This is a genomic window from Pedobacter sp., assembly GCF_965249885.1.
GTDB lineage: Bacteria > Bacteroidota > Bacteroidia > Sphingobacteriales > Sphingobacteriaceae > Pedobacter.
Map to the genome: position 1 here is coordinate 909,977 of NZ_OZ252254.1, position 21,308 is coordinate 931,284.

The window sequence follows — 21,308 nt, forward strand, 5'->3', positions numbered from 1 at the left end:
TTTGTTTCTGGCCATTACCCAAAGTTTTGGCCAGAAAACTAAGAATGTAGTGATCATTACATTTGATGGTTACCGCTGGAAAGAACTGTTCAATGGCGCAGATTCAAGTTACCTTTTTGGTAAAAAATTCACCTCTCAAGACTCCACTTGGAGAGTAAAAAAATACTGGGCAAAAACTGCGGAAGAAAGGCGAGCTAAGCTGATGCCATTTTTCTGGAATACGATTGCCAGTAAAGGACAGATTTATGGAAACAGGAACTATGGCAACCAAGTTGATGTGACCAACAAATTTTGGTTCTCCTACCCGGGCTACAACGAAATATTTACCGGTTACCCGGATACGTTAATCAATTCCAATTCACATCCGGCCAACCACAATGTCAATGTGTTGGAGTTTTTACACCAATTGCCCGCTTTCAAAGGGAAGATAGCTACATATACTTCATGGGATACTTTTAGCAAAATCCTTAATCAAGAACGAGCGGGATTTCCCGTTAATGCCGGATACACCAATGTAAAAGGCGAGCAGCTTAGCGATTTACAGCAAATGCTTAATGACCTTCAGTGGTGGCTTCCTAAGGATTACGGAATGGGCGAAAGACACGATGCGATCACTTATGCACTGGCTAAGGAGCATGTGAAGTTACACCATCCACGAGTATTGCAAATTAGCTTTATTGAAACAGATGCTTTAGCACACTCGGGCAAATATGATTTTTATTTAGATGCGGCCAATTACAACGATAGGATGATTGCCGATTTGTGGAATTACATGCAGAAAGATCCATTTTATAAAGATCAAACTACCTTTATCATCACGGAAGATCATGGTAGAGGAAACGAAGACAGTTGGCAACACCATTACTACACCGTACCGCATTCTAACGAAATTTTCCTTGCCGTGATGGGGCCAGATACCCACGCAATGGGCGAAATCAAAACCAAAGGTCAATTGTATCAAAACCAGCTAGCGCAAACCATAGCAGCTTTTTTAGGTGTTAAATTTGAAAATGGCCATACTATTGGCAAGCCAATCAACTCCATCCTATTCAAGCCTTAAGCCGAAACTTTATGAAGCATCTCTTATCTCTTTCCTTCGTCTTTAGTTTATTTATTCTAAAAGTTGACGCACAACAGCTCAGCAACCCTAATGCTACCGTCTTAACCAAAGCGCTGTATCAAAACTTGCATCAGCTTAGCAAAAATTATACGCTTTTTGGGCATCAGGATGATTTAGCTTACGGCGTAGGTTGGAAATACATTCCAAATAAAAGCGATATTAAAGATGTGGTAAATGATTATCCCGCAGTTTATGGATGGGATATCAGTAAAATTGAGCACAATGCTGCCAACAACATCGATGGCGTTCCATTTAACAAAATGCGCAGATATATTATTGATGGCTATCAACGTGGTGCTGTAATTACCATCAGCTGGCATTTTGATAATCCGCTAACAGGCGGCTCATCTTGGGATACTACCCGCAATACAGTTAAATCTATTTTGCCTGGCGGCGAAAAACATGCACTTTTTAAAACGTGGTTGGATAGAGCTGCAGTTTTTCTTCACAGCTTAAAAGGCAGTAAAGGTGAAGTCATTCCTATTTTATTTAGGCCTTTCCACGAACTTACCGGCAACTGGTTTTGGTGGGGAAGTCATGCTACCACACCTGAGCAAATGAAGCAAATTTGGCAATTTACCGCCGATTATCTGAGGAAGACTAAAAAATTAAATCAGCTAATTTTGGTGTATAATACCAACGACTTTAAAACAGAAGCTGATTTTTTACGAAGCTATCCCGGAGATGATTATGTTGATGTGCTTAGCTTTGACACCTATCAATTCGACTTAGCCAAAAAGCAGGATTTTATCAACGAGATTAAACGCCAATCGAGCATTGTAACCAAGCTTGCTGCCGAGAAGAAAAAATTAGCAGCTTTTGCCGAAACAGGCTTCGAAAACCTACCCGACCCTGATTGGTGGACTGGAACCTTGTGGCCTGCAATCAAAGATTACCCATTGTCTTACGTATTAGTTTGGCGCAATGCTGGCTACATGCCATCAACCCAAAAAATGCACTATTATGCTCCACACAACGGTCAAGCCTCTGAAAAGGATTTTGTAAAATTCTACCAAAACAAAAAAATAGTATTTGAAAAAAGCTTAAGTAGCAAAAAAATATACCAAACTAAATGAACTTACACTTTTTAGATATCGCCATTTTGGTCATGTACCTCTTTACCATGGTAATGATTGGTTTTTACATGAAAAATAAGGCCAAGCAAGACAAAGAAAGCTACCTCATGGGTGGCAAAAAGTTACCGTGGTATATGCTTGGTTTAAGCGATGCCAGTGACATGTTCGATATCAGCGGCACCATGTGGATGGTAGCCTTATGCTTCGTTTACGGTTTCAAAAGCATTTGGATTCCTTGGCTGTGGCCTGTGTTTAATCAGGTTTTTATGATGATGTTCCTTTCCAAGTGGTTACGAAGATCCAATGCAACTACAGGTGCCGAGTGGCTCAAAACCAGGTTTGGGCTTAGCGGCAAAGGTGTAAATGGCTCTCATGCCATCGTTATTGCATTTGCCTTAATTAGCTGCCTAGGATTTTTGGCCTACGGATTTATTGGCTTGGGAAAATTTATTGAAGTTTTTGTGCCTTGGGATCATGTGAAGGCCTATATTCCATTTGATGTACCCACTAAGTATGTGCCCCATTTCTACGGCATCATATTTACGTTATTCGCCATGTTTTATTCTATTATTGGCGGCATGCACAGCATAGTTTTGGGCGATGTAATCAAATACGCCATCATGACTTTGGCCTGCATTGCCATTGGCGTAATTGCAGTACAGCATTTGCAAACGCAAACCCTCAACGTTCCAAAAGGCTGGTACAACCCATTCTTTAGCTGGAAATTAGATTTAGATTGGAGCGCCATTGCTGCTGATGCTAATAAAAAAATAGCCGAGGATGGGTTCAGTCTTTTCGGAGTGTTTTTTATGATGATGTTGCTGAAAGGTGTTTTTGCTTCACTTGCAGGTCCGGCCCCAAATTACGATATGCAAAAAATATTGAGCACTCGCAGTCCGAAAGAAGCAAGTAAAATGACTGGTTTCGTAAGCATTGTGCTGTTGCCCATCCGCTACTCTATGGTAACTGGACTAACCGTATTGGCCTTGCTCTACTACAATCAGCTCTATTTAAAAGGCCCTGATGGCGTGACGGATTTTGAACGCATATTGCCAGCTACCATCAATAACTTTTTACCAATTGGTGTATTGGGGTTGGTACTTACTGGCTTGCTAGGTGCTTTTATGGGAACTTTCAGCGGCACTTTAAATGCTGCTCAAGCCTATATCGTTAATGATATTTATCTTAAATACATCAACCCCGAAGCTCCCACTAAAAAAATCATTTCCATGAATTACATTGTTGGTGTGGTGGTAGTAGCCGCAGGCATAGGATTTGGTTTTTTAACTAAGGATGTCAACAACATTTTGCAATGGATTGTGGGTGGACTTTATGGCGGTTATGTAGCTGCAAACTGCTTAAAATGGTATTGGTGGCGCTTTAACGCCAATGGATTTTTCTGGGGAATGACGGTTGGCGTTGGCGCAGCATTGTTAATGCCTTATGTTACCACAGGGCTTCCTTTGTATTGGTGGCCCCTACTTTTTGCTTTATCATTAGCGGGCTGCTTAATTGGCACCTATACCGCTCCGGCAACCGATACCGCAGTGCTTAAATCATTTTATGCCACAGTAAAACCTTGGGGATTTTGGCAACCGATACATCAACTAGTTGCAAAAGAAAATCCATCATTTAAAGCAAACAAAAACTTTAAACTGGATATGTTCAACGTGGCACTTGGCATTATCGCACAGTTGTGCTTAACCATACTACCCATGTACCTAATTACAGGTATGTACTCGCCTTTATGGCTTACACTACTTATCCTAGCCGTTATTGTGACTATTTTAAAAAGAACCTGGTGGAATAGATTAGAAGATTAGATTATGACAGTAAATTTCAAACAACGCATCTCTGCAATGCTTAAAGCACAAGAGGAACTACAAACAACAACCAACACGCCTTTAGATGAAACTAACGGGGTGTATCATCGCTACAAAAATCCCGTATTAACGGCAAAACATATTCCTTTAAATTGGCGCTACGATTTTAATCCGGCGAGCAATCCGTATCTTATTGAGAGATTTGGCATCAACGCTATTCTTAACCCGGGTGCAATTAAATGGAACGGAAAATACATTTTAATGGCCAGAGTGGAAGGAATAGATCGCAAATCATTCTTCGCCATAGCAGAAAGTCCAAACGGCATCGACAACTTCAAGTTTTGGGATTATCCTGTGGTAATGCCAGAAACCGATGTACCTGATACTAATGTTTACGACATCAGGTTGGTAGCGCATGAAGACGGATGGATTTACGGTTTATTTTGCACTGAAAGAAGAGATCCCAGCGCTAGCGAAGGCGACCAATCTGCAGCAATTGCGCAATGTGGTATTGCCCGCACTAAGGATTTGCTCCACTGGGAGCGCCTAGCTGATTTGAAAACCAACTCTCCTCAACAACGCAACGTAGTGCTGCATCCTGAATTTGCAAACGGCAAGTACGCATTTTACACTCGTCCGCAAGATAGTTTCATTGAAGCTGGCAAAGGCGGAGGCATTGGTTTTGGTTTATCGGACACTATCGAAAATGCCGAGGTAAATGAAGAGTTAGTGATAGATAAAAAACTTTACCACACGGTTTACGAAGCTAAAAATGGCCAAGGCCCTGCTCCTATTAAAACCGATAAAGGCTGGTTACATTTGGCCCACGGTGTTAGAAATACTGCAGCTGGATTACGTTATGTGCTTTACATGTTTTTAACTGACTTGAATGATTTAACCAAAGTAACCCATAAACCCGCTGGTTATTTTATTGCACCAGAAGGTGACGAAAGAATTGGTGATGTATCCAACGTGGTATTTAGCAATGGATGGATTGCTGATGAAGATGGAACGGTGTACATTTACTATGCATCCTCAGATACGCGTATACACGTGGCAACAAGTTCTATTGAGCAATTGCTCGACTATGTTTTGCACAATCCAGCTGATGGGTTACGCTCAGCAAAAACTGTCGATACGATTATCAGTATCATCGATAACAATAAAAAATTGGCAGAACAAAATAAGACAGTACATTTGAACGGCCATTCGGTGCCTTATTAAGATGCAGGAGCTTCATAAACTTCAATCTGAATTAACAACAGAACTTAACTCCGTACTGGATTGGTGGTCAGCCCATACCGTTGACCACCAATTAGGTGGCTTTTACGGAAAAGTCGACAACCAAAATGAAGCTTTTGAAGCACCAAAAGGACTGGTTTTAAATGCCAGAATTCTTTATACTTTCTCTTCGGCCTATTTATTGAATCATCAACCAAAGTATTTGGCTATAGCAAAAAGAGCTTATCATTATCTGGTAGATTTTTTTCATGATAAGGATTTTGGCGGATTTTATTGGTCGTTAACGCCAGAAGGCAAACCTCAAGAAACCAAGAAACAGGTGTATGGACAAGCATTTTGCATTTATGCCTTGACGGAATTTTACAAGGCAAGCTCGCATATTGCGGCGCTACAATTAGCAGAACAAACTTATCTTTTACTGGAGCTTCATAGTTACGATGAAATTTTCACAGGGTATATTGAGGCTCATAATAGGAATTGGCAAACTATTGATGATTTAAGACTGAGCGAAAAAGACCAGAACGATAAAAAATCGATGAACACGCATTTGCATGTTATTGAAGCTTATGCCAATCTCTACATCGTTTCGGCGAACGCAACAGTAAAACCAGCCATCAAAAAATTACTTTTCAATTTTAAAAAACACATCATTTGTCGAGAAACTGGCCACTTGCAGCTATTTTTTGATATGGATTGGAAAGTAAAATCTTCCCTAATTTCTTATGGCCATGATATTGAAGCAGCTTGGCTATTGCTAGAAGCAGCCGAAGTAATTGGAGATGAACACGAAATAGAAACATTTCGATCTTTGGCTTTGACAATGGCTAACGCCGCAGCTCGCGGCATACAAAAAAACGGAGGTTTAATTTATGAACTTGATACCTCAACCAATCATTTAATTGAAGAATACCATTGGTGGCCTCAGGCGGAAGCAATGGTTGGTTTCTTTAACGCTTGGCAAATAAATAAAGATCAGTACACATTACAAAAGGTATTAAACCTTTGGGCATTCATTAAAAACCATATTAAGGATTCTAAAAATGGCGAATGGTTTTGGGGAGTTGACAAGAATCTAGACGTAATGGACAACGAAGACAAAGCCGGCTTTTGGAAGTGTCCCTATCACAATGGCAGAGCTTGTATTGAATTGATCAAGAGGATACAGCAGCTTAGCTAACAATTTCTTTTCGCATCTACATCGCCTCAGCTCCCTTAAATCTTTCAAAAAAATGACCCAATTTTTGCTTTGGCAACAACATCTAACATTTTACTTTGTTGTACCAAAACAAAAATAATAATTATGCAAACAACAACCGTTAAAGCTTTCGGCACACCATCACCGGAAGCGGATTTAGCTCCAATAAGCATCAACCGAAGGGCGGTTTTGCCAAAAGATGTAGAAATAGACATTTTGTACTGCGGAGTTTGCCACTCTGATTTACATACGGCAAGAAACGACTGGGGAGGCTCTGTTTATCCAGCAGTACCAGGCCATGAAATTGTAGGTAAAGTAACCGCAGTAGGTAGCGATGTTACTAAATTTAAAGTAGGCGATTTAGCAGCAGTTGGCTGTATTGTTGATTCTTGCAGAACATGCAACAGCTGTAAGCAGGATTTGGAACAATATTGCTTGAATGGATTTACTGGCACTTATAATGGCCAGGATTTGCACTTAGGTGGGCAAACTTTTGGCGGTTATTCCGAGAAAGTAGTAGTAGATGAGCATTATGTACTATCAGTTCCCCAAAATTTAGATTTAGCCGCTGTCGCTCCATTGCTTTGTGCAGGTGTTACTACTTGGTCGCCGTTAAAGCATTGGAACGTAAAAGAAGGCAGCAAAGTTGCCGTAATTGGTTTGGGTGGTTTAGGCCACATGGCTATTAAATTAGCGAAAGGTTTAGGTGCCGATGTTACTTTGTTTTCTAGGACACCCGACAAAGCTGAAGATGCAAAAGCACTAGGTGCAGATCATGTAGTAATCTCTACCGACAAAGCGCAAATGAAAGCCGTAGCTGGTCAGTTTGATCTAATCATAGATACTGTACCTTATGACCACGATGTAAACCCTTACGTATCTACATTAAATATCAGTGGAACTTTGGTTTTAGTAGGTTATTTAGGCGCATTGGAAAATATGCTAAATACTGTTCCTATGATCTTGGGTCGCAAATCTGTTGCTGGTTCAGTAATTGGTGGCATAGCCGAAACACAAGAGATGTTAGATTTCTGCGGCGAAAAAGGAATCGTTTCTGAAATCGAAATTATTAAAATGCAGGATATCAATACGGCATACCAGCGCATGCTTAAAAGCGATGTGCGCTACCGCTTTGTGATTGATATGGCATCTTTAAAAAACAGCTAGTTTATTTTATTGCCGTCGGTTAAAACCGACGGCAATAAAATGGATTGTGCAAAACCCCTGTGCGCTCAAAAGAACTCCTTAGATCTAAACCTAATCAAAGGTTAAAACCGACGGCAACAAAATGGATTGCAAAAAATCTCTAGTGCGGCTAAAAATCAAAAGAAACCTACAGGTTTTATCTAATCAAAAACTAATTTTTAGCCCTCGGCTTTAGCCGAGGGTAAAAATAAACGCCCAGAAAAAGGGCTTTAGCCGAAATAGATAACAATTGTGCCCTTTGTCTGCATCCGCTTTGGTAAAGCAAAAAATCCATTCTAGCCCTCGGCTTCAGCCGAGGGTAAAATAAACGCCCAGAAAAAGGCTTTAGCCAAATAAATTAACCAACAGCAATTGTAACCCTTATCTGTATCCGTTTAATTACACAAACAGAATCAAAGGTTGTTAACTTATTTTTCTTACTTTTATTTGGGGATAGCGCAACGCTTTGCCTCAACAAACGAAACAATTTCACTATTTAATCCGTTGCCTTAAACGATAACCGTCATTTATGAAGCAGGAGTACAATTTTTCACGTAGGTTTTTTCTGAAAACCTCGTCGGCACTTGGAGCACTAGCTTTTATTCCTAAAGGAGTTAAAGCATTTTACGAAGATGTCAAAAACTTCATCGTTCCAAAAAAAGAACAAATCCCTTTAAAGGTTTCCATTAATAAAAAAAGCTACGCCATCAAGGCGGATACACGTACTACCCTACTGGATCTGCTTCGTGAAGATTTAAACCTAACCGGGGCAAAAAAAGGCTGCGATCATGGTCAATGTGGTGCATGTACCGTTCATGTAGATGGACAGCGTGTATTAAGCTGCTTAACCTTAGCCGCTACCCTACCCGGAAAAGAAGTTACCACCATTGAGGGCTTAGCCAACGGTGACCAGTTGCATCCAATGCAGGAAGCATTTATCCAATGCGATGGATTTCAATGTGGTTACTGCACACCGGGGCAAATCATGTCGGCAGTAGCTTGCGTAAACGAAGGACATACCAAATCTGTAGCTGAAATTAAAGAATTTATGAGCGGCAATTTATGTCGCTGCGGTGCATATAACGGAATTGTAGAATCTATTCAAAAAGTAGCTGCGCAATGAGACCATTTTTATTTTCCAAATCAACTGCGGCAAATCAAGCCATAGCGAAGAAAAAAAGTAATACCCAGTTTATTGCGGGTGGCACCAACTTGGTCGACTTGATGAAAAAGCATATCACAAATCCCGATAGCGTGGTAGATATTTCATCGGCTTTGCCCAATAAAGTAGAAAACACGGCAAACGGCATAAGCATTGGCGCTATGATGCGCAATAGTGCTACCGCAACCGACACCACCATTTTAGCTAAATTTCCGCTAGTCTCAAAAGCTATTTTAGCCGGAGCATCTCCGCAAATACGTAACATGGCGTCGATGGGAGGCAACCTACTTCAGCGTACACGATGTCCTTATTTTTACGATATCACTACTCACTGCAACAAGCGTCAACCCGGTTCTGGCTGCAGTGCAATAAGCGGCGAAAATAGAATGAGTGCTGTAGTTGGGTACAGTCAGCAATGTATCGCTGTTCATCCATCAGATTTATGTGTAGCATTAGCCGCTTTGGATGCAACGGTAAAAGTAACGGACAAATCCAATAAAACGCAAAGTATTGCTTTCAAGGATTTTCATCGCCTGCCTGATAATAATCCCGAAAGAGACAATAACTTACCAGCGGATGCTTTGATCCACTCCATAGCTTTAAGCAATAATAATTTCGCAAAAAATTGCAGCTATATAAAGCTTCGCGACAGAGACAGTTATGCTTTCGCACTAATTTCAGTAGCGGCAGCTTTAAACCTCAACGGGAATAGGATTGTTGAAGCTCGACTAGCCTCAGGAGGGGTAGCACACAAACCTTGGCGCTGGCTAGAAGCGGAGCAATTTTTAAAAGGGAAAGAAGCGACTACTGCAAACTTTGAGGCCGCAGCAAATATCGCCACTAAAGGCTTGAAACCACAAACTCACAATGCTTTCAAAATCCCGATGTTAAAAGGAGCAATTGAAACCGCATTAAAACAATGTTTAAATCCATAATACAAAAGTGATGGGATTTTTTGACGAACCATTTGATTTCAATACCGTAGCCGAAGGTAGAGTAGAAGGCGTTGCAAAAGTAACTGGCGCTGGCAAGTATTCGGCAGAATATAAAGTCGAAGGACTTTGTCATGCTGTACTGGTAGGCAGTACCATTGCCGCAGGGACCATAAAAAATATTAATGTAGCTAACGCAAAGCAAGTTGCCGGTGTAATTGATATCATTACCCATTTAAATAAACCTTTGGTGCCAGGCTTGGCAGATGAGGCCAAAATAAAGGAAGCTCGCTTGGGTTTTGCCGTTTTCCACACTGACAAGATTTATTTCAAGGGGCAGCCCATTGCTTTGGTGGTAGCAGAAACTTTTGAAGACGCAACTTATGCGGCGTCCTTAATTACTGCCACTTACGAAAAAACCGAAGCGAAGGTCGACTTTAAAGAAGCAAGCAAAGCTATACCTTTAACTTCTGCCGGTAAAGATCGTGGAAATTTGAATGCTTTGGATAGCGCAGCGCAAGTTGTAGAGCAAGAGTATAACGTTAAAGCAGAAGTGCACAACCCAATGGAAATGCATGCCACTATTGCTGAGTGGAAAGCGCCAGATAAGTTGAAACTATTTGATAAAAACCAGGGAGTTAATAATGTGCAGCGTACTTTTTCGAAATTGTTTGCTATCCCTGTAGATAATATTGAAGTCATCAGTGAGTTTGTTGGCGGAGGATTTGGATCGGGATTAAGAGTTTGGCCGCATACTTTGGCATGCATAATGGCCGCTAAACAGCTTAACAGACCAGTAAAACTGATGTTAACCAGACCACAAATGTTCTATTCGGTGGGTTACCGACCTGCCGCTTGGCAAAAAATCAAACTTGCCGCTAATGCAGATGGAAAGTTCATTGGAATGCATCATCAGGCTAAAAATGGGACTTCTGTTTACGAGAATTTCAACGAAGGAATTACTCGTGTAGCTCGTCTGATTTACAACTTCGACAATCTCAAAACAGAAGCTGCCACCGTACCTTTAAATTTATCGACTCCTACTTGGATGCGAGGCCCAGGGGATTGTACTGGCGATTTTGCCATAGAAAGTGCTATTGACGAGTTGAGCTACAAACTGAATATCGACCCTGTAGCACTAAGAATCAAAAATTTAGCCTTGGATAAAAATCCTGAAAGTGGTTTACCTTGGTCGACCAACTACATCAATGAGTGTATAGAAAAAGGTGCTTCAATGATTAATTGGAGCAATAGAAAATCAACACCATCGCAGTTAAAAGAAGGCGACTGGAGTGTTGGTTATGGCATGGCTGTTGGCGCTTGGAATGCTGGAAGAGGCACCGCCAGTGCTGCTATACAAATGCAAAAAGATGGTTCCATCACAGTACAAACGGCTATGACTGATATTGGTACCGGTACAGGAATATCCATGCAAAATATAGCTCATGAGCGCACTGGAATTGCTAAAAACAAAATAAAAATTGAACTGGGAAATTCAAACCTACCCCCTGCTCCTAGTCAGGGCGGCAGTAACGGATTATCCTCTATCGGCGGCGCTGTCGTATCCGCTACAGACATGCTAAAATCAAAATTGGCTGAGTATGCAGCCTCACAAAATGATGCCTACAAAGGTGCTGCTGTAAATGATATTTTACTATCAGATACAGGCATCTCGCTTAAAAATGCCAATAATCTATTTATATCTTATGCCTCAATCTGGGACAAGAATAAGTTAGATATTTTAGAGGTAGAAGCAAGTTCTGGTCCGGGTGCTGAAAGACAGAAATATGCTTTTTGTTCCTCAGCAGCTCACTTTTGCAAATTGAGAGTGAATGTCAAAACCGGAAAAGTAAAACTGGAACGAATGGTAACGGTTGCAGATGGCGGCAAAATCATCAGCGAAAAAGCTGCGGCCAACCAAATGTCGGGAGCAGCAGTTGGCGGTATTGGCATGGCTTTAATGGAGGAGCAGCTTGTTGATGAAAAACTAGCCAGTTTAGTTGCCAATGATTTTGCGGGTTATCACTTTCCCGTAAATGCAGATGCGCCAATTATCGAGGTCGCTTTTATCAATAAGCCCGATCCAAATATCAACCCCCAAGGTTCAAAAGGATTGGGAGAAGTAGGTATCATCGGTACAGCCGCAGCAATTGCCAATGCCATTTACAATGCTACAGGAAAACGATTGAGAGATTTGCCTATTACACCTGACAAGGTGCTATTAGGTTAAAATACAAAACTTACGAAGTTGCGTAGATTTCGGAAGTTTCTCAAAAAGCTATCTGCTAAGAAGCGATGTAGATGTGGAATTTCATCAAACAAAAAAGCCTCACGGACTGTGAGGCTTTTGCTCCCGAAGCTGGGCTTTCCGAATAATCGGAATCATACTTCCCAGCGACCCTCTGATTAATCCCGTAGATACGGAACTCTAACCAACTGAGCTAGCTCACCGCTAAAATCATCGTCTACAATTAATTTCTCGATCAGCTTTCTGCTCTTTTGCCGTTTAATGAAACGCTCAATGCGCAAAGCTTCCGACTTATTATCGCCACAGCTAAACACAGCCTTAAGCAACCACGGTCTATGCTTGGAAGTAAAAGTATGGTAAATGCTAGTGTTGTGTTCCAACAACCTCTTTTTATAGTCGGACGTGTAGCCTACGTAATAGATATCGGAAACCTCTGACCAAAGTATGTAGATGTAGAATGTCATCAAACAAAAAAGCCCCACGGACTGTGAGGCTTTGCTCCCGAAGCTGGGCTCGAACCAGCGACCCTCTGATTAACAGTCAGATGCTCTAACCAGCTGAGCTATTCGGGAATATTTTTTATTATCAATAAACCTTAAACCAAAAATCCTTTGGCTCAATCCCTCTGTACACTCTGATTAATCCCGTACATACGGGACTCTAACCAGCTGAGCTATTCGGGAATATTTTTTATTATCAATAAACCTTAAACCAAAAATCCTTTGGCTCAATCCCTTTGTACCCTCTGATTAATCCCGTACATACGGGACTCTAACCAGCTGAGCTATTCGGGAATATTTTTTTTATTATCAATAAACCTTAAACCAAAAATCCTTTGGCTCAATACCTTTGTACCTTCTGATTAATCCCGTACATACGGGACTCTAACCAGCTGAGCTATTCGGGAATATTTTTTATTATCAATAAACCTTAAACCAAAAATCCTTTGGCTCAATACCTTTGTACCTTCTGATTAATCCCGTACATACGGGACTCTAACCAGCTGAGCTATTCGGGAATTTTCCTTTAACGGAAATATTTTCGGCTATTAACTTTTCAAATAAAAAGCCTTACTAACATGTAAGGCTTTGCTCCCGAAGCTGGGCTCGAACCAGCGACCCTCTGATTAACAGTCAGATGCTCTAACCAGCTGAGCTATTCGGGAATATTTTTTTAAATGGTTATCACTAAACTTTGCACCAAAATCCTTTGGATCGCTCTCTTAGCACCCTCTGATTAATCCCGTAAGTACGGGACTCTAACCAGCTGAGCTAAGAAGGAGTGCTGGCTTTCCCTAAACGCGGCAAATGTTAGTTTTAACTAGAACACCCTTGTTCGTTTTGGGAATGCAATATTAGGGCTTTTAAATTATTTATGCAATATTTGTAGCGAAAAAAAAGATAAAAAATACAACAAATTACATATGAGCCTGATAATCATAGGTACTGTGGCTTTCGACGCCATTGAAACCCCTTTTGGAAAAACAGATAAAATTGTAGGTGGCGCAGCTACATTTGCTAGTTTAGCAGCTTCTTACCTGTACAACAAAACAAAAATTGTTGCCGTTGTGGGCGATGATTTCAAAAAAGAAGACATTCAAAAACTTAACCAGCACGGTGTAGACACCGAAGGTTTACAAGTTAAAGAAGGAGAAAAATCTTTCTTCTGGAGCGGCAAATACCACAACGACATGAATAGTCGCGATACGCTAATTACGGAATTGAACGTATTGGAGAACTTTGATCCTATTATTCCTGACAGCTACCAAGATTGCGAATACTTAATGTTAGGCAACTTAACCCCTGCCATCCAACAAACCGTAATTAAACGCCTTAAAAATAGGCCGAAGCTAATTGTAATGGACACCATGAATTTTTGGATGGACATTATGATGGACGATTTGCTAGAAACCATCAAAATGGTAGATGTGCTAACCATTAACGATTCTGAAGCCCGTCAACTTTCTGGCGAGTACTCGCTTGTAAAAGCAGCTAATAAAATTTTAACCATGGGTCCAAAATACTTGATCATCAAGAAAGGTGAACACGGTGCGTTATTATTCCATGAGGAGAAAATCTTTTCTGCGCCTGCTCTCCCTCTGGCAGATGTTTTTGATCCGACTGGTGCTGGCGATACTTTCGCTGGTGGATTTATTGGTTACCTAGCTAAAGTTGGCACCATCAATTTTAACAACATGAAAAATGCCTTAATATACGGTTCTGCATTGGCATCGTTCTGCGTTGAAAAATTTGGAACAGAGCGCTTATTGGAACTTAGTCAAGAAGAAATTAATAACCGATTACAACAATTTGTGAATTTAAGCAGCTTCGAGATTGCCCAATAATTTTTGAAGCGCAGTAATTCTGCTACGATATAAGGATAGTCCCGTTTTACGCTTTATCCCGATGTAAAATCGGGATGCTCGCTACAACCGGGGCTATTTTTGTATGGTCATTGCAAAAAAACATCCAGCTGTTATCCGGCTTACCACAGAAGTTATTGTTATATTTAAGCATGCCTTTTCTAAGCAATATCAACTGCGCTATGCCAAGTGGGAATTTTTATCCATTCAACGTCCCATCTTTTAAAAATGGTATTAAGTTATCTTTACCAAGTAACGTTACGTTCTTTGTTGGCGAAAATGGCTCGGGAAAATCAACGTTGTTAGAATCCATAGCAGAAAAAATAGGCTTTAATTTGGAGGGCGGCAATAGAAATCACAACTTAAACACCGGTGTAGGCATTAATGGCAACCAAAATGCATTAACACAATATATCCAATTGACTTGGACGCCACGCATCATCAACAAAGGTTTTTTTATGCGAGCCGAAAGCTTTTTTAATTTCGCAAGTTACATTGATGAAATTGCAAAAAATGATCCTAAACCAAATGAATTTTACGAAGCTTATGGTGGCAAGTCTTTGCATCATCAATCTCATGGCGAGTCGTTTTTAGCTTTATTCAACAACCAGTTCCAAGCTGGCATTTATATCCTCGATGAGCCAGAAGCTGCATTATCCCCTGCAAGAATTTTAAGTTTCATGAGTATGATCCATCAGTTGGAACAAAGCGGAAGGGCGCAATTCATTATCGCTACCCATTCTCCAATGCTACTCTGCTACCCTAAAGCCACCATATTCAATTTTGATGAACAAGGCATCAAAAAAGTAAAATATACAGAAACTGAGCACTACCAATTAACCAAAAATTTTTTGGAAAATCCACAGGTTTATTTTAGGCATCTATTTAAAGAAGATTAAATTAACACTAGCGTAATTAAGAAACTTGTTACTTCAAAATTCCTACAACTTCAAATTTCTCAAAAACCATTTCGGTGTGGGGCGCATCAGCTAACTCTTCGGTTAAATCCTGACCAGCCCAATGCTCATAATGCTTTCCATTTCGCCACAACCTGCTGTCAGTAACATCATAAATCATCCCTTTATAAGCTATCCAAATTTGGGGCTTATCCTCACCGTTACGTAAAGCTAACTGCGATTTGGTATAAATTGGAAGTTCCATTATCGCTTAGCAGCCCCTGCCTTAAAAAATTCGAACATATATACACTCACTAAGAACATCGCTAAAAACATAAAACATTGCTCTATTGGAGTTTTAAATAAATACATGCCAGATAATTGGTTGGTGGCAATTTTGATAGTACCGTTATTAAATAGAATACCGTATATCACTAGCAAAGGAATTAACATTACTACAAAAGCCCGATAAGCCCAATACATTAACCTAATTTTGCCAACATATTCGATTAATAACAATGCTAATACTAACATAGCAAACGTAACCATGGTAAACCATTTAGGATAAGCGAAAAATAAAAAAGCGATGCTCAATCCGATAAGCAAGTTACTTAGCGCTAAACTATATTTCTGCAAATCATTTTTTGGAAAAACTTCGTTGAGGTAAAGATAAACCGCAATTCCTCCGAAACTTAAACTAAAATTAAGCAGGTACTGCTCAATAGGCAGCTCATTGATTAAAACGCCAACAGTTCTATTCACATCAAAAAGGACTACGCCAATCATACTCAATATTGCCGCGGTAGCCGAAAATAATATGGTGGCAATTAAGCTTGCTCCTAACGCGGGCTTTAAATTAGCATTGTTAAAGATCTTTTTAACAACCTGTAATCCTAAAGGCTTCAGTAAAAAAGCTAGCGATAATGCCAGAAACAAAAATTTCATGATACTAATGAGTTAATGCACAAAAGTATCATTTATTAATTTCAATCTATTTAAAGTTATTGACAAAGTAAAAGCCCCAACTTTTGGTAGGGGCTTCACTATATATATTAGAAATTTAAACTTATCCTCTGTCGGCACCGTAGTTTTTAAGGTATTTTTTCAGTTGACCTCTAGCTACGTGAATACGTGTTTTAACCGTACCAATTGGAATATTTAATTCTTCAGCAATTTCGTGGTACTTAAAGCCCTCAAAATATTTGATAAATGGAATGTAATACTCTGGAGCAAGTGATTCAAGCGCTTTGTTAATATCTTTTAGCACAAATTTGCTTTCAACGGCGTTGTTTGTAGCGCTGTAGTGCAAATTAGCATAGGTAATGTCTTCGCTCTGCGTAATTAAAGCATTAGTTTTAACTAGCCTTCTGTAGTTGTTAATAAACGTGTTACGCATGATGGTAAACAACCATCCTTTTAAATTTGTACCTTCTTTGAATTTACTATAATATGTTACGGCCTTGAGCATGGTATCCTGCACCAAATCATTCGCATCCTCCATATCTTTAGTAAAATTTAAGGCAAATGATTTCAATGAGGTAGAATAATCGTTAAGTTGTTCGTTAAATTGCAGCTGTGTCATATTCTTATTCTTAGTTTTTAGTTAATAAAAGAACAGATGCTAGATGGGCGGCAACTGTCATAGTTATGTAACACATCACAACTATGATACCAAAACCCAGAATTTATAAAACCTATTTGTATTTAAGGATTAAAAAGTACTTCCTACAGCTATAATCAAACAATATTAACTTCTCGCTCTAGCAAAACACCAAATTTTTGTTGTACTGTATTAATGATAGTTTCCGAAAATCTGTACACCTCCTGTCCTGTTGCACCACCATGATTTACCAAAACCAAAGCCTGATTTTTCCAAGTGCCAGTGTTGCCTTCCACCATTCCCTTAAAACCACAGGCTTCTATCAGCCAACCGGCCGCCAACTTTATTCGGCCATCGGGAGCTGGATAATGCGGCATGTCTGGAAATTGCGACAACAAATGTTCAAAAACTGGTTGGTCGATGATGGGATTCTTAAAGAAACTTCCTGCGTTACCAATTGTACTTGGATCGGGAAGCTTGCTTACCCTTATGGCGGCAACTACCTCAGAAATATCAGCGATTGTAGGTGAAGTTATTCCTCTTTTCTCCAACTCGGCGTTAATTGCACCATAATGTGTTTGTACCTTAGGTTTTTTGGACAAGCGATAAGTAACGGATGTAATAATGAACTTTCCTTTGAGTTTTCCTTTAAAGATACTCTCCCTGTAAGCGAACTCGCAATCAGCTTTAGTGAAAGTTCTAATCTCACCGCTTGCTATTTCAAATGCAGTGCAACTTTCAAAAATATCCTTAACTTCTACCCCATAGGCCCCAATATTTTGGATGGGCGAAGCGCCAACAGTACCAGGAATTAGCGTTAAGTTTTCCATACCAGCATAACCCTTGGCTACGCAGTATTTTACCAGCACGTCCCAAACCTCACCAGCTCCGGCTGTAACCAAAACATCGTCGCCTTGTTCTTCTACATTAATTCCTTTGATACTAACCTTAAGTACCAAGCCCTCGTAATCTTTCACAAACAGCATATTACTGCCACCGCCAAGCACTAACAACTTGTTTTCCTTTATTATCGGATCACTAAAAAGTGTTTGTAAATCTTCTTCAGCAAAAACTTCAGCAAAATATTTTGCATTAACATCTATCCGAAAAGTATTTAAATCTTTTAACGACTGGTTTGTGGTGAACGACATAATATCTGTTTTCTGCAAATGTAACAATGATTTACCACATTAATTTGGATGAATCCATTATGATGTCAAAAGCTAATAAAACTATTTTGTCTGTAAAATGTAATTTACCTTGAAATGAAAAAATTTAGTCATGGAAACTTTTTGATTAAAAAAAGTTTCCATAGTTTTGTAGCGAATTTTGAAAAGGAGTAAGAATTGGAAATTAAAGATTATATCATAGACGGGGCGGACAAACTTTTTTGCCAATATGGTTTTAAAAGTGTGACGATGGATGATATTGCGAAGAACCTGGGCGTATCTAAGAAAACCATTTACCAAAATTTTAAAGATAAAAACGAGTTGATCAACATCTTGATTCGTGACAGGATTGTGAATCAAGACTTGCAAATGAACAAGTGCGTGGTGGAATCCGAGAATGCAGTGCAAGAAGTTTTTATTGGCATGCAGGATATGGATTTCTTTTTGGCAACAATGAACCCCATGCTATTTTACGATTTACAAAAGTATCATCAGGAAGCTTGGTTAAACTTCATTGCCTTTAAGGAAAAAGAAATTGGTAAAACGGTGGCTCAAAACCTACAACGTGGCATTGCTGAAGGTTTTTACAGGGAAGAACTTAATGTGGAGATTATAACTAGGATGAGGCTGAATCAAATAGATACCATTTTCACCCAAAATAATTTGTACGACACCACTAAATACAGCTTAGCTAATATCATGGTGGAAATTACTCGACATTTTTTGTTTGGAATATGTAACAATGAAGGGCTAAAACTCATCCATAAATACGATCAAGAATTAAAAGAACAAGAAAATCACCCAAAAAATAATAATTAATCAACTATGTTTAGAATAAAGACGGCAAAACTGGTATTTCTGCTAATTGTTAGCGTCAGTTTGCCAAGCCTAACCTTCGCTCAACAACCTATCACGCTAAAGGAGGCTTTAAAATATGCGTTGGAAAATAATACAAATGCTAAAAAAGCCGTGCTTGAGATGGACAAGGGAAAGTTCAAAACGCAAGAAGTTAGGGCACAGGCATTACCGCAACTTAACGGAACAGTGGGCTTAACTTACAATGCCATCATCGGTCAACAAGTAGTAGATTTCGGCGGACAGCTGCAAACGTTGCGCTTCGGCCAAACTTGGAACTCCAACGCTGGCGTACAATTATCACAACAGTTATTTAACCAACAGGTGTTTACTGGTTTGCAAGCGGCCAGATCTAGCGAAGCTTATTACAGGTTAAATGCACAGCTAACGCAAGAGCAGGTAATTGAGCAAGTTGCTAATAATTACTATCAAGTATTGGTAAACAGACAACAGCTGAACGTGATCGACACTAACATTAAAAACGTGAAAGTAGTGGAGCGCATTATTGCTAATCAGTATAAAAATGGTTTAGCTAAAAAGATAGATGTAGATCGTATCAACGTTAATTTAACGAACTTAAATACGCAAAGGGAACAAGCCGCCAATGCCATCACTATGTTGGAAAACATGCTGAAGCTATCAATGGGTATGCCGATCAATACACCGATCACCCTACCTCCTACTGAGTTGACAGATGTTAATCAAAATCCAATATTGGCGGATACGATTAGCTTGGCTAACCGCACAGAGATCAAATTGATGGATGTTCAAAAGAAATTGCTTGACCTACAGCGCAAAGCCTACATATCGGAATACTATCCTACCTTGGCGCTCAATGCAAATTACAACTATAGCAGTCAGGCTAACGGCTTCGATTTTCTTAAATCCAACTCCAGAGCAATTGGCTTCGATGCTTCGGCAATAGGCTTAACTTTACGCATCCCTATTTTCAACGGATTCTTAACTCGCTCAAAGGTTCGTCAGGCTGATGTTGAGATTAAGCAATATGAGTTTGACCGTAAAGAGATGACCAATGCTTTAAACATGGCTTACGAAAATGCAAAAATCCAATTGAGAAACAGCATTAATACGATAGTTGCTCAAAAGAAAAATGCAGAGTTGGCACAGGAAATTTATCAGAGCACACAAAACAACTACAATAACGGCTTGGCTTCTTTAACTGATTTATTAGATACGGAAAACGCATTAACCCAAGCTCAAAATAGCTATACACAAGCTTTGTTAAATTACAAGGTAGCTGAAATACAGCTTATCAAATCAAAAGGAGATATTAAAACCTTAGCTCAATAAACCAAAATAGAAGAAATAACATTAAGATAATGAAAAGAGTAATTACCATAATTGTAGTAGTAGCCTTAGTATTAGTGGCAATTGGCTACGTGTTAAATAACAATAAACAAAAGGCAAAAGCAACTACCGATTTTATTAACAAAGGTAGTGGTGCTGTTGCGGTAAAAGTTGCTAACGTTGAACGCAAGGAAATTAATTTAGATTTTACTGCAAACGGTAACTTCATTGCCAATCAGGAATTAAATTTCAGTGCTGAAAACTCAGGCCGTGTAAGCAAAATTTTTGTGGAAGAAGGTAGCAGAGTGAGCAAAGGCACCATTTTAGCCAGAATTGATGCTGAAATTTTAAATACAGACAGAGAAACTGCAGAAGCTACCTATCAGAATGCTGTGAGAGATTTGCAACGCTACGAAAGCTCATTTGCTACTGGTGGTGTAACGCAACAGCAATTGGATCAAGCTCGTTTAAATGCACAAAATGCTAAACTTCGTTTGCAACAACAACAAAAGAAACTAAACGATGCTAACATCAGATCTTCTATCAACGGTATCGTAAACAAAAAAATGATTGAAGTTGGTGCTGTAGTTGCGCCAGGCACTCAATTATTTGAAATTGTGGATGTTTCTAAATTGAAACTAAAAGTAAACGTTAACGAAGGTCAGGTAGCTAATTTAAAAATTGGTGATAAAGTGGATATTCAATCTTCGGTATTCCCTGATGAGAAATTCTCAGGTAAGGTGAGCTTTATTGCTGCAAAAGCAGATCAAACTTTGAACTTCCCTATTGAAGTTGAAGTGGCTAACAACACAAAAAACAGCCTTAAAGCGGGAATGTATGGCACTGCAACGTTTAAATTTCCTAAACAAGCTCCAGCTATCTTGGTGCCTCGCACCTCATTTGTTGGCAGCGTAAGCAGCAACGAAGTATATGTTTTCAACAAAGAGAAAAATGTAGCTGAGACTCGTAAAGTGGTATCAGGTCGCATCTTGGGTGATAGCGTAGAAATTTTAGACGGCTTGAAAGAAGGTGAAACCGTAATTACTAGCGGACAAATTAACTTGACTAACGGTACTGCTGTTACCATTATAAAATAAACAAAAGATATGAGTATGGAGATGTGAGTTTAGAGACC

The 21,308-nt window shown here is 39.6% G+C and carries 19 protein-coding genes and 2 tRNA genes; 14 read left to right on the plus strand and 7 right to left on the minus strand.

Going from position 1 to position 21,308, the window contains the following annotated elements:
• The first annotated feature begins 49 nt into the window (after positions 1-49).
• The 9 genes from ACY2A0_RS03845 to ACY2A0_RS03885 all read left to right on the plus strand — a co-directional run bounded on the left by ACY2A0_RS03845 (position 50) and on the right by ACY2A0_RS03885 (position 11,965).
• Positions 50-1,060, plus strand: coding sequence for a phosphoglyceromutase (locus ACY2A0_RS03845; RefSeq protein ID WP_461788251.1), 1,011 nt, complete (start codon positions 50-52; stop codon positions 1,058-1,060).
• 11 nt (positions 1,061-1,071) lie between these two features.
• Complete coding sequence (locus ACY2A0_RS03850) at positions 1,072-2,196, plus strand: glycoside hydrolase family 26 protein (RefSeq protein ID WP_461788252.1); 1,125 nt, start codon at positions 1,072-1,074, stop codon at positions 2,194-2,196.
• Positions 2,193-4,019, plus strand: coding sequence for a sodium:solute symporter family protein (locus ACY2A0_RS03855; RefSeq protein ID WP_461788253.1), 1,827 nt, complete (start codon positions 2,193-2,195; stop codon positions 4,017-4,019). The genes ACY2A0_RS03850 and ACY2A0_RS03855 overlap by 4 nt, the downstream gene beginning before the upstream one ends.
• 3 nt (positions 4,020-4,022) lie before the next feature.
• The gene (locus tag ACY2A0_RS03860) at positions 4,023-5,243 is read left to right on the plus strand and encodes a glycoside hydrolase family 130 protein (RefSeq protein WP_461788254.1); all 1,221 of its coding nucleotides are present in this window, start codon (positions 4,023-4,025) and stop codon (positions 5,241-5,243) included.
• A gap of 1 nt (position 5,244) precedes the next feature.
• The gene (locus tag ACY2A0_RS03865) at positions 5,245-6,438 is read left to right on the plus strand and encodes an AGE family epimerase/isomerase (RefSeq protein ID WP_461788255.1); all 1,194 of its coding nucleotides are present in this window, start codon (positions 5,245-5,247) and stop codon (positions 6,436-6,438) included.
• A 123-nt stretch (positions 6,439-6,561) separates the two neighbouring features.
• A complete protein-coding gene (locus ACY2A0_RS03870) occupies positions 6,562-7,623 on the plus strand; it encodes an NAD(P)-dependent alcohol dehydrogenase (RefSeq protein WP_461791267.1) in 1,062 nt (353 codons plus the stop codon).
• Positions 7,624-8,170: 547 nt separating this feature from the next.
• Positions 8,171-8,764, plus strand: a complete 594-nt coding sequence (locus ACY2A0_RS03875; protein ID WP_461788257.1) for a (2Fe-2S)-binding protein — start codon at positions 8,171-8,173, stop codon at positions 8,762-8,764.
• Positions 8,761-9,738, plus strand: coding sequence for an FAD binding domain-containing protein (locus ACY2A0_RS03880; RefSeq protein WP_461788258.1), 978 nt, complete (start codon positions 8,761-8,763; stop codon positions 9,736-9,738). Before ACY2A0_RS03875 ends, ACY2A0_RS03880 begins: the two co-directional genes overlap by 4 nt.
• Before the next feature lie 10 nt (positions 9,739-9,748).
• Complete coding sequence (locus ACY2A0_RS03885; protein WP_461788259.1) at positions 9,749-11,965, plus strand: xanthine dehydrogenase family protein molybdopterin-binding subunit; 2,217 nt, start codon at positions 9,749-9,751, stop codon at positions 11,963-11,965.
• Between the two features lie 176 nt (positions 11,966-12,141).
• Here ACY2A0_RS03885 and ACY2A0_RS03890 read toward each other — a convergent pair whose 3' ends face one another.
• The 3 genes from ACY2A0_RS03890 to ACY2A0_RS03900 all read right to left on the minus strand — a co-directional run bounded on the left by ACY2A0_RS03890 (position 12,142) and on the right by ACY2A0_RS03900 (position 13,148).
• A complete protein-coding gene (locus ACY2A0_RS03890; protein WP_461788260.1) occupies positions 12,142-12,447 on the minus strand; it encodes a GIY-YIG nuclease family protein in 306 nt (101 codons plus the stop codon).
• Between the two features lie 34 nt (positions 12,448-12,481).
• Positions 12,482-12,555: transfer RNA gene (locus ACY2A0_RS03895), tRNA-Asn, on the minus strand.
• A 519-nt stretch (positions 12,556-13,074) separates the two neighbouring features.
• A tRNA-Asn gene (locus tag ACY2A0_RS03900) sits at positions 13,075-13,148 on the minus strand.
• Between the two features lie 258 nt (positions 13,149-13,406).
• On the opposite strand from ACY2A0_RS03900, the gene ACY2A0_RS03905 reads away from it, so the two are divergent.
• Both ACY2A0_RS03905 and ACY2A0_RS03910 read left to right on the plus strand, forming a co-directional pair.
• On the plus strand, positions 13,407-14,327 hold the full coding sequence (locus ACY2A0_RS03905; RefSeq protein ID WP_461788261.1) for a PfkB family carbohydrate kinase: 921 nt from the start codon (positions 13,407-13,409) through the stop codon (positions 14,325-14,327).
• A gap of 170 nt (positions 14,328-14,497) precedes the next feature.
• Entirely contained in the window at positions 14,498-15,244 is a 747-nt protein-coding gene (locus ACY2A0_RS03910) for an AAA family ATPase (protein WP_461788262.1), read from the plus strand.
• Positions 15,245-15,272: 28 nt separating this feature from the next.
• Here ACY2A0_RS03910 and ACY2A0_RS03915 read toward each other — a convergent pair whose 3' ends face one another.
• The 4 genes from ACY2A0_RS03915 to murB all read right to left on the minus strand — a co-directional run bounded on the left by ACY2A0_RS03915 (position 15,273) and on the right by murB (position 18,010).
• Positions 15,273-15,506, minus strand: a complete 234-nt coding sequence (locus ACY2A0_RS03915; protein WP_461788263.1) for a cytochrome b5 domain-containing protein — start codon at positions 15,504-15,506, stop codon at positions 15,273-15,275.
• The gene (locus ACY2A0_RS03920) at positions 15,506-16,186 is read right to left on the minus strand and encodes a lycopene cyclase domain-containing protein (protein WP_461788264.1); all 681 of its coding nucleotides are present in this window, start codon (positions 16,184-16,186) and stop codon (positions 15,506-15,508) included. Before ACY2A0_RS03920 ends, ACY2A0_RS03915 begins: the two co-directional genes overlap by 1 nt.
• Positions 16,187-16,307: 121 nt before the next feature.
• Positions 16,308-16,823 carry an RNA polymerase sigma factor gene (locus tag ACY2A0_RS03925; RefSeq protein WP_461788265.1) on the minus strand — a complete coding sequence of 172 codons (516 nt, stop codon included), beginning with the start codon at positions 16,821-16,823 and terminating at the stop codon, positions 16,308-16,310.
• A gap of 155 nt (positions 16,824-16,978) precedes the next feature.
• Positions 16,979-18,010 carry a UDP-N-acetylmuramate dehydrogenase gene (murB, locus tag ACY2A0_RS03930; RefSeq protein ID WP_461791268.1) on the minus strand — a complete coding sequence of 344 codons (1,032 nt, stop codon included), beginning with the start codon at positions 18,008-18,010 and terminating at the stop codon, positions 16,979-16,981.
• A 177-nt stretch (positions 18,011-18,187) separates the two neighbouring features.
• Here murB and ACY2A0_RS03935 point away from each other — a divergent pair, with 177 nt between their 5' ends.
• The 3 genes from ACY2A0_RS03935 to ACY2A0_RS03945 are packed head-to-tail and all read left to right on the plus strand — an operon-like array spanning position 18,188 to position 21,270.
• Positions 18,188-18,829 (plus strand): TetR/AcrR family transcriptional regulator, encoded by a 642-nt coding sequence (locus ACY2A0_RS03935; protein WP_461788266.1) that lies wholly within the window; start codon positions 18,188-18,190, stop codon positions 18,827-18,829.
• A 6-nt stretch (positions 18,830-18,835) separates the two neighbouring features.
• Positions 18,836-20,176 (plus strand): TolC family protein, encoded by a 1,341-nt coding sequence (locus tag ACY2A0_RS03940; protein ID WP_461788267.1) that lies wholly within the window; start codon positions 18,836-18,838, stop codon positions 20,174-20,176.
• A gap of 29 nt (positions 20,177-20,205) precedes the next feature.
• Positions 20,206-21,270, plus strand: coding sequence for an efflux RND transporter periplasmic adaptor subunit (locus ACY2A0_RS03945; RefSeq protein ID WP_461788268.1), 1,065 nt, complete (start codon positions 20,206-20,208; stop codon positions 21,268-21,270).
• Positions 21,271-21,308: the final 38 nt, after the last annotated feature.